Source organism: Comamonas sp. Tr-654 (assembly GCF_011752915.1).
In the GTDB taxonomy this organism is placed as follows: domain Bacteria; phylum Pseudomonadota; class Gammaproteobacteria; order Burkholderiales; family Burkholderiaceae_C; genus Comamonas.
The window spans coordinates 204,147-220,493 of the sequence record NZ_VWWQ01000002.1 but is presented as its reverse complement, the minus strand read 5'-3'; the positions used below and the strand labels follow the sequence as shown (position 1 = coordinate 220,493).

Annotated in this window: 13 protein-coding genes and 1 pseudogene; 5 read left to right on the top strand and 9 right to left on the bottom strand. The window is 64.6% G+C overall.

Translation table 11 applies throughout. From position 1 onward, the window contains the following. Positions 1-47: 47 nt before the first annotated feature. Positions 48-1,208, bottom strand: a complete 1,161-nt coding sequence (locus F3J24_RS06685) for an ABC transporter substrate-binding protein (protein ID WP_167003839.1) — start codon at positions 1,206-1,208, stop codon at positions 48-50. Positions 1,209-1,369: 161 nt separating this feature from the next. On the opposite strand from F3J24_RS06685, the gene F3J24_RS06680 reads away from it, so the two are divergent. From F3J24_RS06680 to F3J24_RS06670, 3 genes and pseudogenes are all read left to right on the top strand, one after another. Beyond that, positions 1,370-3,433 carry a molybdopterin-dependent oxidoreductase gene (locus tag F3J24_RS06680; RefSeq protein WP_167003837.1) on the top strand — a complete coding sequence of 688 codons (2,064 nt, stop codon included), beginning with the start codon at positions 1,370-1,372 and terminating at the stop codon, positions 3,431-3,433. 144 nt (positions 3,434-3,577) lie between these two features. Beyond that, the gene (locus F3J24_RS06675) at positions 3,578-5,188 is read left to right on the top strand and encodes a sensor domain-containing diguanylate cyclase (RefSeq protein WP_167003835.1); all 1,611 of its coding nucleotides are present in this window, start codon (positions 3,578-3,580) and stop codon (positions 5,186-5,188) included. 26 nt (positions 5,189-5,214) lie between these two features. Continuing rightward, positions 5,215-5,481 (top strand): annotated as a pseudogene (locus F3J24_RS06670) (Rid family hydrolase); the annotation flags it as partial. Between the two features lie 21 nt (positions 5,482-5,502). Here F3J24_RS06670 and F3J24_RS06665 read toward each other — a convergent pair. The 5 genes from F3J24_RS06665 to F3J24_RS06645 all read right to left on the bottom strand — a co-directional run bounded on the left by F3J24_RS06665 (position 5,503) and on the right by F3J24_RS06645 (position 11,051). Beyond that, positions 5,503-7,137, bottom strand: a complete 1,635-nt coding sequence (locus tag F3J24_RS06665; RefSeq protein ID WP_167003833.1) for an MFS transporter — start codon at positions 7,135-7,137, stop codon at positions 5,503-5,505. Continuing rightward, positions 7,127-7,534, bottom strand: coding sequence for a DoxX family protein (locus F3J24_RS06660; protein ID WP_167003831.1), 408 nt, complete (start codon positions 7,532-7,534; stop codon positions 7,127-7,129). Before F3J24_RS06660 ends, F3J24_RS06665 begins: the two co-directional genes overlap by 11 nt. Before the next feature lie 2 nt (positions 7,535-7,536). Beyond that, a complete protein-coding gene (locus F3J24_RS06655) occupies positions 7,537-9,426 on the bottom strand; it encodes an amidohydrolase (RefSeq protein ID WP_167003829.1) in 1,890 nt (629 codons plus the stop codon). A gap of 156 nt (positions 9,427-9,582) precedes the next feature. Then, complete coding sequence (locus F3J24_RS06650; protein WP_167003826.1) at positions 9,583-10,260, bottom strand: isochorismatase family protein; 678 nt, start codon at positions 10,258-10,260, stop codon at positions 9,583-9,585. Between the two features lie 71 nt (positions 10,261-10,331). Next, positions 10,332-11,051: a pirin family protein gene (locus tag F3J24_RS06645; RefSeq protein WP_167003824.1), complete on the bottom strand. Its 720-nt coding sequence runs from the start codon at positions 11,049-11,051 to the stop codon at positions 10,332-10,334. Between the two features lie 177 nt (positions 11,052-11,228). On the opposite strand from F3J24_RS06645, the gene F3J24_RS06640 reads away from it, so the two are divergent. Next, positions 11,229-12,131, top strand: coding sequence for a LysR family transcriptional regulator (locus tag F3J24_RS06640; RefSeq protein ID WP_003050708.1), 903 nt, complete (start codon positions 11,229-11,231; stop codon positions 12,129-12,131). A 110-nt stretch (positions 12,132-12,241) separates the two neighbouring features. Here the strand turns inward: F3J24_RS06640 and F3J24_RS06635 are convergent, their stop codons facing one another. The 3 genes from F3J24_RS06635 to F3J24_RS06625 form a co-directional block, all read right to left on the bottom strand. Further along, positions 12,242-13,216: a tripartite tricarboxylate transporter substrate binding protein gene (locus F3J24_RS06635; protein WP_167003822.1), complete on the bottom strand. Its 975-nt coding sequence runs from the start codon at positions 13,214-13,216 to the stop codon at positions 12,242-12,244. Positions 13,217-13,314: 98 nt separating this feature from the next. Further along, entirely contained in the window at positions 13,315-14,343 is a 1,029-nt protein-coding gene (locus F3J24_RS06630) for a TraB/GumN family protein (RefSeq protein ID WP_167003820.1), read from the bottom strand. An 18-nt stretch (positions 14,344-14,361) separates the two neighbouring features. Beyond that, a complete protein-coding gene (locus tag F3J24_RS06625) occupies positions 14,362-15,432 on the bottom strand; it encodes a fumarylacetoacetate hydrolase family protein (RefSeq protein ID WP_167003818.1) in 1,071 nt (356 codons plus the stop codon). A 109-nt stretch (positions 15,433-15,541) separates the two neighbouring features. Here F3J24_RS06625 and F3J24_RS06620 point away from each other — a divergent pair, with 109 nt between their 5' ends. After that, positions 15,542-16,333, top strand: a complete 792-nt coding sequence (locus tag F3J24_RS06620; RefSeq protein ID WP_167003816.1) for an IclR family transcriptional regulator — start codon at positions 15,542-15,544, stop codon at positions 16,331-16,333. Positions 16,334-16,347: the final 14 nt, after the last annotated feature.

Genomic DNA, 16,347 nt, shown 5'->3' with positions numbered 1-16,347 from the left:
ATGATGGCCCAAAGCGAGAGAGCTTGCGCCCTGCACGCCTCTAAGCCTCACACGCGGACCTTGCCGTCGCCCGTGAGCATGGTCAGCTCGACAAAACGCGGCTTGCCGGCCTGTGGGCGGAAAGCGATCGGGAAACCCGCCACCTGCTGGCCATTCATGGCCTCCAGCGCCGTCACCAGGCCATCGCGCTGCAGCCGGCCAGCGGCAGCGGCGGATTTCAGCGCCTCGCCCACGACACGGGCGGCCAGATAGCCCTCCATGCTCGAGTAATCGGGTTGCAGCGACGCACCGCTTTTCTGCAGGGCGGCTTGAAACTCGCGTGCCAGCGGATGCGAGGTCTTGAACGGCGATGGCACGACCTGGGTGACCACCACCCCCTCGGCCTCCTTGCCCAGTGCCTGCGCCAGTGCCGAAGTGCCCACGAACGAGACGTTGTAGAACTGCCCGCCATAGCCGGCCTGGCGTGCTGCTCGCACAAAGGCGGCACTGGCTGCATAGGTGCCTACCTGCACGATCACATCGGCACCCAGCGGCACCAGGGTCTTGACGGCCTTGGCCACATCCCGGGAGTTGCGCTCCACCGTGGCGGCGCCCACGGGCTTGAGGCCGTGACTTTGCAGCGCCTGTGTCACTCCCTCAAGACCAGATTGACCATAGGCATCGTTCTGGTGAAACACTGCGATCTTCTGCAGTCCCAGCGAGACCAGCTGCCTGACCATGAGAGCGGTTTCATCGGCATAGGAGGCACGCAGATTGAAGACCGCCTGAGCGAGTTTGGGTTCGCGCAGACCGGCCGCCCCCGTCAGCGGCGCAATCAGTGGCAGCCTGGCTTTCTGCAGCAAAGGGAGCGCCGCCATGCTGGTGGGCGTTCCCAGATAGCCGAACAAGGCCATCACATCGTCGGCAATGAACTTCTGGGTATTGGCCACACAGCGTTCGGGTTCGTAACCGTCGTCCAGCGTGCGCAGCTCCACCTGGCGACGGCCGATGCCGCCCTGTGCGTTGAGCTGATCGAAGTACAGCTTGGCACCCTGCGCGAACTGCGTCCCCAACTGTGCCGAGGGGCCGCTCAGCGCGCAGGATTGTCCGAGCACGATGGGCCCGCTCGCATCCTGTGCATAACTGGCGCCGGTCAAGCCCCCGGCGGCCACAGCTGCTGCGGCATTCATGAATTGACGACGACTCCACTCCACTCGCTTGTCTTGCATTGCTCTCGATCTCTCTCTACTGGCTACTCATTGCTACGGGCTGGATCGGCCCGTTTCTGGGGTCTTGCACCTCAGGCTTTTGGGCAGGGATGCGCGCCGCATAATAGGCCCACAAAACGGTCTTCAGCCGCAATTCGGTCCAGATTTTTCGAGCCCACGACATGCCTCACATCGTTCAAGTACGCGGCGCCTGCCCGCATGACTGTCCGGACACCTGCGCCCTGGTCACCACGGTGGTCGACGGCACGGCCACCAAGGTCCAAGGCAATGCAGACCATGGACATACAGGCGGCGTGCTTTGTGCCAAGGTCAGCAAGTACACGGAGCGCACCTACCACTCCGGGCGGGTGCTGCAGCCGCTCAGACGCAGCGGCCCCAAGGGCAGCGGCCAGTTCACTCCCGTGAGCTGGGACGAAGCCCTGAGCGATATTGCCCAGCGCCTGCACGGGATTGCCCGGCACGCGCCCGAAGCCATACTGCCCTACAGCTATGCCGGCACCATGGGTCTAGTGCAGGCCGAAAGCATGGACCGGCGCTTTTTCCACCAGTTGGGCTCCAGCCTGCTGGACCGCACCATCTGCGCCAGCGCCGGTAGCGAAGCACTGACCGCCACCTATGGGGGCAAACTGGGCATGCGCGTGGAGTTCTTCGCCGAAAGCCAGCTGATCCTGATCTGGGGCAGCAACAGCATTGCCAGCAATCTGCATTTCTGGCGCTATGCGCAGGAAGCCAAGCGCCAGGGCGCCAAGCTGATCTGCATAGACCCGCGCAAGAGCGAGACCGCCGACAAATGCCACCAGCATCTGCAGCTTCTGCCTGGCACCGATGCGGCACTGGCATTGGCGCTGATGCACGAGCTGATCGTGCACGACTGGCTGGACCACGACTACATCGCGCAACACACCCTGGGCTGGGAGGCACTCAGGGCCAGAGCCTTGCAGTGGCCGCCCGAGCGCGCCGCCAGTGTCTGCGGCCTGAGCGTGGAACAGATTCAGTCCCTGGCACGCGATTACGGCACGACCAGGCCTGCGGCCATTCGCCTCAATTACGGCATGCAACGCGCACGCGGCGGCGGCAATGCCGTACGTGCCGTCGCCTGCCTCCCGGCCCTCGTTGGCGCCTGGCGTCACCGCGCGGGAGGACTGCTGCTGTCCGCCTCCGGCGTCTCACCGTTCAACCGCACGGCACTCCAGCTGCCACAGTTGCTGGGCGAGCGTCGCCCACGCACACTGAACATGAGCCAGATTGGCGATGTGCTGCTGCATGAGGGCGGCGCCGGCTTCGGCCCCAAGGTGGAAGCCGTCCTGGTCTACAACAGCAACCCCGTCGCCGTGGCGCCCGAGTCTGCCAAGGTGGCAGCGGGCTTTGCGCGCGAAGACCTGTTCACCGTGGTTCTCGAGCATTTCATGACCGACACCGCGGACCATGCCGACTATGTGCTGCCAGCCACCACGCAGCTGGAGCATTGGGACATCCACGGCAGCTACGGTCATACCGACGTACTGCTGAATCGCCCGGCGATTGCCCCCCAGGGCCAGGCACGCAGCAATGCGCAAATCTTTCGCGATCTGGCCATGCATATGGCCAGGCTGGACCCCGCTTTTGCGGCAGCATGTTTCTCGGAGTCCGACGAAGCTCTATGCCGTGCAGCAGTTGCACATACGGCGATTGATTTCGAAGACCTTCTGCAACAGGGCTTTGCCCATATTCCACTACCCGATGCGCCATTTGCCGAAGGTGGCTTTGCCACGCCTTCGGGCAAATGCGAATTCGACAACCCCGCCCTGGCGAGGCTTGGCATCAACACCCTGCCCGACTATCTGCCCAACTACGAACCGCCCACGGCCGCCTACCCGCTGGCCATGATCTCGCCACCGGCACGCAACTTCCTCAACAGCAGCTTTGCCAATGTGGCCAGTCTGTCTCGCATGGAAGAGCGCCCGCTGCTGGAGATGCATCCCGATGACGCGACTGAGCGCGGCATTGCCGACGGCGACCCGTTGCGTGTCTTCAACGGGCGCGGCGAGCATGTCTGCCATGCCGCCATCAACGGCCGTGCTCGCGCAGGCGTGGTGGTGGGCCTGGGCATCTGGTGGCGCAAGCAGGGAGCCAATGGCACGAATGTGAACGAGCTGACGCATCAGCAGCTCACCGACATAGGCCGGGCCCCCTGCTTCTACGACTGCGCAGTGCAGGTGGAAAAGTTCAAGGAGTTGTCGCTGTGAAACGGCTGCATGGTGGTTGACCGTGAGCAGGGCCCCGGCGCGAGGAACCATAATGCAGGCATTCCATGAATATGCGGCCGGGGTCTGAGCCTGTCAGAGCACACAGGTACAGCGCAGAGCCGCCCTGCTCTCGCGACATCATCTGTGAAGAAATCTCTCCCCTGGCAACGCCGCCTGGCACCGACCCGACTTGACCTGCGCCGCCTGATTCTGGTCCTGACCATCTGCAGCGCACTGATCCCGTTTCTCAACACCTTCTACGCCGGCTATCTGGTGCAGCGCCAGCAGTTGATCGACAACACGTTGGAAGGTCACCACGCCTACGCGACCAAGCTGGCCAAAAGCACGGATGACTTTCTGCAGTCGGCGCTGCAACAACTGGAATACAGCGCCAGCCTGATGGGGGCGCACATGGATGACGTGGGCTATCTGGCCAAAGAGGCCACGCGTCTGCGCCTTCAGACCAAGAGCTTCAACTCCGTCACCATCATCGACCCCACGGGCTATGTGCTGGCGACATCCCCAGAAACTCTGCAGATCAAGGGTAAGACGCTGCAAAGTGCCGGGGTGACTCAGACCTTGAGCACCCGGGGCCCGGTCATCAGCCAGCCCTATATGTCCACTGCCGGAAACTACATCGTCTTTGTCTCGCAGCCCATTTTCGGTCGTCAGGGCGAATTTCTGGGTGCGGTGGGCGGCAGCATCTACCTCAAGGAAGACAGCATTCTCGACACCCTGCTGGGCTCGCACTTCTACCAGGACGGCACCTATGTCTATGTGGTGGACAGAAACAAGCACATCATCTATCACCCCGACAACCACCGCGTTGGCGATCAGGTGATCAACAACGATGTCATCAACGCGGTCATACGCGGCGAGTCGGGGATGGCTCCCGTCGTCAACAGCAAGGGCGTGGAAATGCTGGCCGGCTATGCCGTGATCCACGCCTCGGGCTGGGGCATCGTGGCCCAGCGCCCCAAGGCGGCCACGCTGGCCCCGCTCAACAAGATGATGCGCTCCGTGCTCTACAAGACCCTGCCCATCGCCCTAGTGATGCTGGTGATCATCTGGTGGAGCGCACGCCGTATTTCCAGCCCGCTGCGCCAGCTGGCCAATGGCGCGCACGATATGGACAAGCCCGAAACCGCGCAGAACATTCAGGCCGTCAAGTCATGGTATTTCGAGTCCTATGAACTCAAGAAAGCCATGCTCAAGGGCCTGAACCTGGTGCAACGCAACATCACCAAGCTGCGCGAAGACGTAAACACCGATCCGCTGACGGGTCTGGGCAATCGCCGCCATCTGGAAGCCGCCATCACCGCCTTTCAGAAACAGGCACTGCCGTTCTCGGTGATTGCCATCGACATCGATCACTTCAAGCGCATCAACGACGGTTTCGGCCACGATACGGGCGACGAGGTGCTCAGGCAGCTCGCGCGCACCATGCGCGAGGTCTCTCGTATCGATGACGTGCCCTGCCGTGTGGGTGGCGAGGAGTTTCTGCTGCTGCTGCCCGGCACGGCGCCGGAGGCTGCCGTCCATGCCGCCGAGCGACTGCGTCAGCTGGTCGAGAAGATGGAGATGCCTCCGGTGGGCCACATCACCATTTCACTGGGCGTAGCCCACTGGCCCGACAGCGCTCCCGATATCAAGGCCGTCTTCCAGCAGGCCGATGCCATGCTTTATGCAGCCAAGCGTGGCGGACGCAATCGCGTCATGGTCAGCGAAGCCAGCGTGCCTCCCGGCGAACTCTGAGCCCGGCAGCACCGTAGTTCCGCCCCCTCAAAGGCCTGGAAGAGCAGCTCAAGAGCATGAATCTCACCATGAGCGATGTGGTGAAAATGCAAGTCCTCCTGGTGGCCGACCCCGCCAAGGGCAACAAGATGGACTTTGCCGGCTTCATGCGTGGCTACACCCAGTTCTTTGGCACGGCCGCCCTGCCCAACCTGCCCGCACGCTCGGCCTTCCAGATTGCAGCCCTGGCCAACCCCGCCTGGTATGTGGAAATCGAGGTCGTGGCCGTGCGCGCCGCCAAGCCCGTCAAGTAAGTAATGCAAGGCCGGCGTAGTTCAGTGGGCGGGGGAACCTGTTCCCTGCTGGGCGCTGCGCGCATCGAGCGCCAGGAAGTGATGGACCACGGGCTTGTCCGGCCCCTGGTGGTAGCGCAAAGCGGCGGCCTGCAGATCGGCGTCGGCCTTGGACACACGACCATGCTGGCGCAGATGCTCGGCCCAGGACTCGACCAGGAACCACTCGATCACCCGGCCCGGCTCGCCGGTGTGCTCGGCAACGCCCCAGGCATAGGCCCCATCGCGACGGCGCTCCTGTGCTACCTGCTGCATGGCCTGGAAAAAGGCGGCCAGGTCTTGATGCGCAATCCGGTACTCGATCTGGATCATGACCGGACCACGGTCGTGGGCCAGGGGTTCGGCCAGCAAAGGCTCAGGCCAGTGGTTGGACGGCTGCAGATCGGCTTCGCCGGTGGGCAGCTTGACGCGGTGGAAGACCAGGGACACCAGCACCAGGCCCACGGCTCCGATCAGCAGCGTGACCGGCAGGCCCAGCTGGCCGGCGATCAGGCCCCAGCCAAGGCTGCCCAGGGCCATGGCGCCGTTGAACACCATGAGGTAGATGGCGAGACCCCGGCCACGCACCCAGTTCGGCAACACCGCCTGGGCCACGCCGTTGAGCGTGGTCAGCGCAATGATCCAGCCCAGGCCCAGCACCAGCATCAGCGCCACGGCTGCCCACTTGGGCGGCGCCAGGGTCAACACGCCCATGACCAAGGCCGTCACCACAGAAGCCAGCAACACCAAACCGTCGGTGTCGAGTCGCTTGCGCAGCTTGGGCAGCAGCACGGCGCCCAGGATGGCACCGGCACCCACGGCGCCCAGCATCACACCGTAGAAACCGGCCGTGCCGCCCAGCATGCGGCGTGCCACCAGGGGCAGCAGGGCCCAGACCGAGCTGGCGAACAGGAAAAAGACCGCAGCGCGCAGCAGCACCACATGCAGCTCGCGGCTGGCCCGGGCATAGCGCACACCGGCCCGGAAGGCGCCAAAGAACTGCTCGTTGAGCGCCGAGGCCTCGGCCTTGGGGCGCTTCCACCAGACCAGGGCGGCGATCACGAAGACGTAGCTGAGCACATCGAGACCGTAGGCCGCGGCGGCGCCGAAGCTGGCCAGCAGCAGGCCGCCGGCGGCCGGGCCGATGGCACGGGCGATGTTGATGCCCAGGGAGTTCAGCGCCACGGCGCTCTTGAGTTCACTGCGCGGCACCAGCTCGGGCACGATGGACTGCCAGGTCGGGCCCATGAGGGCGGCGCCGATGCCGCCCACAAAGGTCAGGGCCACGAGATACTCCACGGTCAGCGTGTTCGTCTGGGCCAGCACCAGCAGCGTGCCGCTCACGGCGCCCAGCAGCACCTGCACGCCGATGAGGAAGCGACGACGGTCCAGGATGTCGGACAGCACACCGGCGGGAATGGCCAGCAGGAAGACGGGCAGCGTGGCCGCCGTCTGAATCAGCGCGACGGCCGTTGGGCTGGACGAGAGTTCCGTCACCATCCAGGCGCTGGCCACATCGCGCATGAAGCTGCCGATATTGCCCAGCACCGTGGCGGCCCACAGCACAGCAAAGACGGGGATGGCGAGCGGCGCGAAGCTGCCCGAGGTGTTGTTGGTGGTGGTTTTGTTATCCGGCACGGTGGCCTCCCAGGTCGTGCCAGGCGACGAGCAACATGCCGCCAACCAGGCCCCAGTGTTCAAAAAATGCATTGGCAGTACGCTGGCGATCGGCCTGCGGCGCTGCCCAGAAGCGGTCGGCCAGAAAGGCCGCGGCCACGGTGAAGGCTGCCAGCGCCAGGGCGCCCGCCCAGCGGTACCAGCCCGACACGATCAGCGCCGACGCGCCCAGCTGCAGCGCGATGGTTGCCACCGCGATGGGTGCGGCCGGCGCCAGGCCGAACTGGCGCATCTCGGCGACCGCGCCGCGGAAGTTGCGGGCCTTGTCCACGCCGCCTTGCAGATAGGCGGCACACAGACACAGCAGGGCCAGCGACTGCACCCAGGGTGCGGTGGCAGTGGAACGCAGCGCGTCCATGCTCAGACCGCCCAGCAGGCGCAGCCCAGGGCGCCCCAGAAGCCCTTGAGATCGGCCACGGGCAGCTTGCTGCTCCAGGCCGTGGCATGGGCGTGGCCGTGCATGTTGCAGTTGCTGGCGCAGCCGCAGTTCGCTGCCGCATTGCGCATCACGGCTTGCAGCGGTGCACCTTCCTGCACACCCCAGGCGCCATAGCCCTTGAAGGTGCGCACGGGCGACCAGTCGGGCATGGCCAGGGGCGGCGCCGATTCATCGAAGTCGGCGAAGCTGCCGGCGCCGTAGACCACCTTGCCGCCCACCACGGTGAGCAGGGCCGAGGTGTCGGCGATATCGGACTCGGGGCAGGCGAAGAAGTCGCGGTCGGGCACGATCACATCGGCCAACTGGCCCACCTGGATACGACCCTTCTTGCCCTGTTCGTTGCTGAACCAGGTCACGTTTTCGGTCCACATGCGCAGGGCCTGGTCACGGGTCAGGCAGTTGCGCTGGGGCGTGAGCTGCAGGCCGCCCACGGTCTTGCCGGTGACGAGCCAGGACAGCGAGACCCAGGGGTTGTAGCTGGCGACGCGGGTGGCGTCGGTGCCGGCGGAGACGTTCACGCCTTTTTCCAGCATGCGCTTGACCGGGGGCGTGGCTTCGGCCGCGGCGGCGCCGTAGCGCTCGACGAAGTACTCGCCCTGGTAGGCCATGCGGTGCTGCACAGCCACACCGCCGCCCAGGGCAGCAATGCGATCGATGGACTTTTCGGAAATCGTCTCGGCGTGGTCGAAGAACCAGTTCAGGCCGGCCAGGGGGATGTCTTCGTTGACCTTCTCGAACACATTGAGGGCGCGGTCGATGGTCTCGTCGTAGGTGGCGTGCATGCGCCAGGGCCAGCGGTTCTGGGCCAGGATGCGCACCACCTCTTCGAGCTCGCCTTCCATGCCGGGTGCCAGCTCGGGCTGGGGCTGGCGGAAGTCCTCGAAGTCGGCGGCCGAGAACACCAGCATCTCGCCCGCGCCGTTGTGGCGGAAGTAGTCCGTGCCCTGCTTGTACTGCGAGGTGGCGGTCCAGCGCAGAAAGTCGTCCTTCTCTTCCTTGGGCTTTTGCGTGAACAGGTTGTAGGCCAGGCGGATGGTGAGCTGGTCGGCATCGGCCAGCTCCTGGATCACGTCGTAGTCGTCGGGGTAGTTCTGCATGCCACCGCCCGCGTCGATGGCGCCGGTCACGCCCAGGCGGTTGAGTTCACGCATGAAGTGGCGCGTGGAATTGACCTGGTAGTCACGCGGCAGCTTGGGGCCCTTGGCCAGCGTGGCGTAGAGGATGGACGCATTGGGCTTGGCCAGCAGCAGGCCCGTGGGGTTGCCGGCGCTGTCGCGCAGGATCTGGCCACCGGGCGGCTCGGGCGTGTCCTTGGTGTAGCCCACGGCGCGCAGGGCGGCGGCGTTGAGCAGGGCACGGTCGTACAGGTGCAGGATGAAGACCGGGGTGTCGGGCGCCACGGCGTTCAGCTCGGCCAGCGTGGGCAGGCGCTTTTCCACGAACTGGTGCTCGGTGAAACCGCCCACCACACGCACCCATTGGGGGGCAGGCGTCACGTCCACCTGGGCCTTGAGCATGGCCATGGCATCGGCCAGGCTCTTCACACCGTCCCAGCGCAGCTCCATGTTGAAGTTCAGGCCACCGCGGATCAGGTGCAGGTGGTTGTCGATGAGCCCGGGCAGCGCACTGCGCCCGCCCAGATCGATGCGCTTGGTCTGCGGGCCGGCCAGAGGCAGGACTTCGCGGTCGCTGCCGACGGCGCTGAAGCGGCCCTGGCTCACGGCCACGGCCGTGGCCGTAGGGTTGCTGCGGTCCAGGGTGGTGAAGCGGCCGTTGAACAGGATCAGGTCGGGGGTGGTGGGCTGGGTCATGGTGTGCCTAGGGGGGTGTCAGCAACGCAAAGAAGAGAGAAAAAGGCCGAAGAGAACGCAAAAAAGAAGGCTGGGCTCGAGGACCGCAGCCGTACTTTCGTACGGCGAGGACCACAGGCGCAGGATACGGCCGCGCAGCAGGCCCCTGCCGCTTTTTTAGCCTTCGTGGGCGCCGAACATGGTCTTGGCGTAGGTGATGCCGATGCCGTAGCCACCGCCCAGCTTCTTGGCGATGCCCGTGGTCATGTCATAGGTCTCGGTGCGGGCCCAGTCGCGCTGCATTTCCAGCAGGTATTGCAGCGACGTGATGGGCTGGGCGCCGGCCTGCACCATGCGGTCCATGGCGCGGTTGTGCGCTTCGGTGGAGATATCGCCACAGGCATCGGCGATCACGAAGACTTCAAACCCCTGGTCCAGGGCCGACAGGGCCGGGCCGACGATGCACACGCTGGTCCACAGGCCGGCCAGCACGATGCGGGGCTTGCCGATCTCGTTGACCTTGTCGATCACGGCCTGGTCTTCCCAGGTGTTCATCGAGGTGCGGTCCAGCAGGGCCTGGCCGGGGAAAGGCGCAGTCACTTCCTCGAACATGGGGCCGGAGAAGCTTTTTTCCGCCACCGTGGTCAGGATGGTGGAGGCACCGAAACCTGCTGCAGCCGAAGCGACCAGAGCGGCGTTGGAGCGCAGCTGCACGGGATCGATGGAGTGCGTGGCAAAAGCCATCTGCGACTGAAAGTCGATCATGATCAGCGTGTGGTCATGGGGGTTGAGCAGCTTGGCACCGGGCTTGGCGACGGCGACGGGACGGGCGATGGAAGCGTTGGCGTTGGTCATGGTGAAACTCCGAAGTAAAAGGTGAGCGAGAGGTTGCGGGTGAAACAAGAAAACAGAATGAAAACCGTTGCTTACATGGTGGGCAGTTCACGGGGGCGCAGGTCAAAGACCAGCACCTCGGCGTCTTCGCCCCGCTCGAAACGCAGAGCCCCGGCGTTGCGGATGCGGGCGCCGTCGCCTTCGGACAGGCGCTCACCGTTCACGCTGAGGCTGCCGCGGGCCACATGCACATAGACATGGCGGTCGGTGCCCACATCGAGTTCGGCGGATTCAGCGCCATCGAACAGGCCGGCATAGACCCGGGCGTCCTGGCGCACGGCCAGGGTGCCGTCCTGGCCTTCGGGGGCGATGATCAGGCGCAGGCGGCCGCGCTTGTCGGCATCGTCCACATGGACCTGCTGATAGCGTGGAGCGGCGCCGCGTTCGGCGGGCACGATCCAGATCTGCAGAAAGTGCACCGGGTCCTGCGCCGAGTGGTTGAATTCGCTGTGCTCCACGCCGGTGCCGGCGCTCATCATCTGCACATCGCCAGGACGGATCACCGAGCCTGTGCCCATGGAGTCCTTGTGCTCCAGGGCGCCGTCGAGCACGTAGGAGAAGATTTCCATGTCGCGGTGGCCGTGGGTGCCGAAGCCCTGACCGGGGGACACATGGTCGTCATTGATGACCAGTAGATCCGAAAAGCCTTGCTGATTGGCGTCGCGGTAGTGGCCGAAGGAGAAGGTGTGGCGCGATTGGAGCCAGCCATGGTTGGCGCGACCGCGGTGGTTGGATGGGCGAACTTCAAGCATTTCTATCTCCTAAACAATCGATGGTGTTCACACTTCCTGCTGCTGGCCTATCTGCCTTCTTTGCTGCGTTCCGTGTGGCGATGAATGAAGTATCCGCGGCCTTATATGCGGTTATGCTGAAAGAAAATCCTCTCAATCATCGATAATTTCGATGATTGTTTTTTAGGCACGCCCAATATGCTCAAACTCTCTCTGGAAGCCATCGAACTGGTGGACACCATTGCACGCCACGGCTCGTTCGCCGGTGCGGCAGAGCGCCTGCACAAAGTACCGTCGACCATCTCCTATGCCGTGTCCAAGCTCGAGGAACAGCTGGGCCTGAACCTGTTTGTGCGCAACGGCCCGCGCGTCAGTCTCACGCCGGCAGGCGAGGAGCTGCTCAAGGAAGGGCGCTGGCTGCTGGCAGCCGCGCGTCAGCTCGAATCTCGGCTGCGCCAGATCGCCACGGGATTCGAGACCGAGGTGCGCCTGGTGCATGACTCGTTGATTCCCACCAGCGCCTTCGGCGCCGACATTCAGGCCTTCGAGGCGCTGAACAGCGGCACGCGTCTGCGCATCGGCAGCGAGACGCTGACCGGCACCTGGGAAGCCTTGCGCGAAGGCCGGGCCGACCTGATCGTGGCGGCAGGCGAAGGCCCTGCGGGCGGCGGCCACAAGGCCGTGGCCGTAGGCCAGCTCGATTTCGTGTTCTGCGTGACGGCCAGTCACCCGCTGGCGCGCCTGGGCCGGCCACTGGCGCGCAGCGACCTGCTGGAACACACCGCCGTGGTGGTGGGTGACGGCGCGCGCTCGCTGACCGACCGCACCGTGGGCCTGCTCACCGGCCAGCGGCGCATCACCGTGCCGAGCATGCAGGCCAAGATCGAATGCCAGGCCGCCGGGCTGGGCCACGGCTTTGTGCCGCGCGCCTGCGTGCGTGTGGAGCTGGAGACCGGAGTGCTGGTGGAACTGGCGGTGGAAGAGCCGCGTCCGCCCGAAACCTTCTGGCTGGCCTGGCGCAGCGATGCCCGTGGACGGGCCCAGCAATGGTGGCGCGAGCGCCTCAGCCGTCCACTGCTGCCGGGCATACTGCCCTATTGAAAACGGCCCTGCAACGCAAGGAGGCAGGGCCGTGGTGATGCGCGCCGACGAGGTCTGCGGCAACGGCTCAAGCCATGCCCAGTACCTCGCGAAGCTCAGGGAAGGGACTATCAGTCCAGCTTCACGCCAGCCGTCTTGATGACCTCACCCCAACGCTTGGCTTCGGTGCGTGCCAGCTGGTGGAACTGCTCGGGCGTGCCGGGCAGGGCTTCCATGCCGAAGTCGGCCATGCGCTTGACCACGTCGGGGTCCTTGAACGCTTTTTGCAGGTCTGCATTGAGGCGCTGCACGATGGCTGGCGGCAATCCCTTGGGACCCAGAATGCCCTGGAAGGCATAGACCTCGGAATCCTTGAGACCCAGCTCAGCCAGCGTAGGCACATTGGGAAGATTGGGCACGCGCTTGGCCGTGCCTATGGCCAGGGCGCGCACCTTGCCGGACTGAATCACGGGCAGGCCCGATGCCAGATCCAGGAACATGCAAGGCACCTGGCCGCCCATCACATCGGCCAGCGCGGGCGCGGCGCCCTTGTAGGGGATATGGGTCAGGCTGGTGCCGGTGCGGTTCTTGAACAGCTCCATGGCTAGATGGTGGGGCGAGCCATTGCCAGGCGAGGCATAGTTGAGCTTGCCGGGATTGGCCTTGGCATAGGCCAGGAATTCCTTGAAGTCCTTGGCTTCGAATGCGGGGTTGACCACCAGCGCCATGGGGAAGCGGCTGATGCCGCCCACATAGGTGAAATCCTTGTCGGGGCTGAAGGGAAGCTTGCTGAACAGGTGTTCGTTGAAGGCCAGGATGGCGTTGTCGGCCGACATGATGGTGTAGCCATCGGGCTTGGCCGAGGCAACGAGCTGGCCGCCGATATTGGTCGAGGCGCCGGGACGGTTGTCCACCACGATGGTCTGGTTCAGCGTCTTGCGCATGGACTCGGCCACGGTACGGGCCAGCACATCGGTGCCGCCTCCGGGTGGGTAGGGCACGACCCAGCGCACGGGGTTGGCGGGCCAGTCCTGCGCCATGGCAAAGGGGGATGCGGCAGCAGCCGAGCTGGCTGCCGCGGCAGCCAGGAATTGACGACGATCCATCGTTTGTCTCCTTGAGGGTGATGTAGGGGTTGTGGAATGATTTTTGGACCCCGCCAAGCTGCCTGCTTTTTTGAATTGATAGCAGCTTGCGCTTGTCTCTATTCGGTTTGAAGTGCTTTTGACTCCGATTCCTGTTTGGCTGGCGGCTTGAATCTCACACGCTCGACCTGATAGCCTTTTTGTCGCAGCAACTCGGGCAGGCCCATGGGCCCCACCATGTGCAGCGCGCCGACGGCAGCAAACACCGTCTTGCCCAGTTTGAGCTGATTCGCAATGCCTTGCGCCATGCCAGGATTGCGTCCTTCCATCAGGCGCGCGTATTTGAGCCGGTCACGCTCGGTCTTGATGCAGTCACACCAATCGGCATAGTTCTCCAGCGTTTCCTCATTGCCGCTGGCCCAGATGTTCGCCAGCTGTTGCAGGGTTTGGGGGGACTTGGGATCTTCGAGCTGCTCAAGCCCGTCGCGCACGCTTTCCCGGACCTCCACGGGGTCGTCGGAAAGCAGCTCCTGGAGCTGGGTCTGGACCGACTCCAGCCCCAGCACGGGCTTGTGCAGCGCCTGGGCCATGCCCGCCAGCAACAGGTCGGCGCCAAACTCGGCCATCAGCCCCTGCTTGCGCCCCAGTTGGCTAAGCAACCCCAGCAACTGGGCATCCGGGCGCTCCACGCTCAGGTGCTCGGCACAGGCCTGCTTTCGCTGCAACGCCAGCCGTGCCTCCAGATCTGCGGGCAGCGCGGGGGCGTCGGGACGGGCCTTGAAACCTTCGATCAACTGCTGCATGACCTGCGGATTGAGCAAATCCAGCTCCAGCGCCAGAAGGTCTGCGCCATACATGGAGCGCACGATGGTGCGACCGGGCAACATCCACTCCCGCTTGCCGACATGCAAGGTGCCGTACAGCCAGCTGGTGCGCTCGCCATCCTGCACGCGCCAGAGCAGACCCCTGTCCTGCATATGGGGAGCCATGGCCTGCACTTCGGCTTGTGTGGGCGGGCTGACGGGGGGCGGGCAGCCTGCTTCGGGCTCTGCCGCCATGGACAGGCCCGCATACAGTGCGAGCAACGCGGCCGGCACGGCCTTCAGGAAGGGCCCGCTGCGAGGCAGATTCAGACTTGGCATGGGCATGGCTGCTGCGTCGCGGCTTCAGTCCTCGGAGGCATTCAAGGACTGGCCCTGCGGCTCGTCATCCCTGCTGCTTCCGGGCGGCGCAATGTTCTGATCGATGGCGCCGAAGATGCTCTGGCCATCCTTGCCCTTCATCTCGATGCGGATGGTGTCGCCAAACTGCATGAACTCGGTCTTGGGCGCACCGTCCTGAATGGTTTCTATGCAGCGCTTTTCGGCGATGCAGCTATAGCCCTTGGGCCATTCCGTGCGCTTGTTCTTGCCGCTGCCGGTCTCCACACCCTTGTTGCTCACCGTGCCGCTTCCCACGATGGAGCCGGCACGTACATTGCGGGTCTTGGCGATATGGGCGATCAGCTGGCCGAAGTGAAAAGTCATCTCCTCGCCCGCATCGCACATGCCGACCTTGCGGCCGTTCCAAGTGCTCTGCAGCGTCAGATGCAGACGGCCGCTATTCCAGGCATCGCCCAACTCGTCCAGCGTCACGGCCACGGGGCTGAAAGCCGTAGCGGGCTTGCTCTGGAAGAAACCGAAGCCCTTGGCCAGTTCGGCGGGGATCAGATTGCGCAGACTCACGTCGTTGGCCAGCATGACCAGACGGATGCCGTCCAGCGCATCTCTTGCATCCGTGCCCATGGGCACATCGCCGGTGACGACGGCAATCTCGGCCTCGAAGTCAATGCCCATGGCCGTGCTGGGCACGATCACATCGTCGCAGGGGCCGATGAAATCATCGCTGCCGCCCTGGTACATCAGCGGATCGGTGTAGAAGTTGGCCGGCACCTCGGCATTGCGCGCCTTGCGCACCAGCTCCACATGGTTGATGTAGGCCGAGCCATCGGCCCACTGATAAGCTCGCGGCAGCGGGGCCATGCAGCGCCGGGGATCGAAGGGGAAGGCATGGCGGGCCTTGCCGTGATTGAGTTCGTGGGACAGATCCTGCAGCTGGGGCGCCATATAGCTCCAGTCGTCCAGCACCTGTTGCATGCGGTTGGCAATGCCGGTGGCATAGCAGGCCTGGCTCAGGTCACGCGAGACCACGACCAGTTGCCCGTCGCGCGAGCCATCCTTGTACGTTGCCAGTTTCATTCTCTGTCCCTCTGCTCAAGGCAGCGGTGCTGGCACAATGCCTGACAACGCTAGCCAAAATTACGATTGGTTAAATTGATTTAACTAAACAAAACACGATTCTATTGCAATGGAAAAGGAACGCGCAGGGATTCAGTCGGTCGAAGTGGGTTTCTCCCTCATCGAGGCGCTGGCACAGGCCAGCGGACCGCTGATGCTCAAGGATGTCGCCGCTGCCGCCGGCATGAGTGCCGCCAAGGCTCACCGCTATCTGGTGAGCTTTCAGCGCATCGGTCTGGTGGCGCAGGACGAGCGCAATTCGCGCTACGACCTGGGCCCTGCGGCGCTGAAGATCGGCCTGGCATCGCTGGCCCGCCTCGACCCGGTGCGTCTGGCGCGCGAGCGCATTCCGGCCCTGCTTGAGTCTCTTAATCACACGCTGGCCATCGCCGTCTGGGGCAACCATGGCCCGACCATCGTGCATTGGGAGGAGTCAGCGCAATCCGTCACCGCCAACCTGCGCCTGGGCGACGTCATGCCCATGCTGGCCTCGGCCACGGGTCGCTGCTTCGGCGCCTGGCTGCCGCGCGAAATGACGGCGCCGCTGCTGGAGCCCGAAATCGAACGAGCCCGCAAGGCCAGACGCCAGGATCTGCCCCAGACCGAGGAGGCCGTGGCGGACATGCTGGCCGAGGTCCGTGCGCGCGGCACGGCCCGCGTGGTCGATACCGTGCTGCCGGGCATCGTGGCCTTTTGCGTGCCGGTCTTCGACGCATCCGGCCATATCGTGCTGGGTCTGATGACCCTGGGCTCGCTGGCGACTTTCGACCCCGACTATGGTGGAGCCATAGACGCGCCGCTGCAGGCGGCTGCCCGCCAGCTCTCCAGCGATCTGGGCTGGCGCGCCGACCCCAGCCACTGAAACCCGCAATCTCC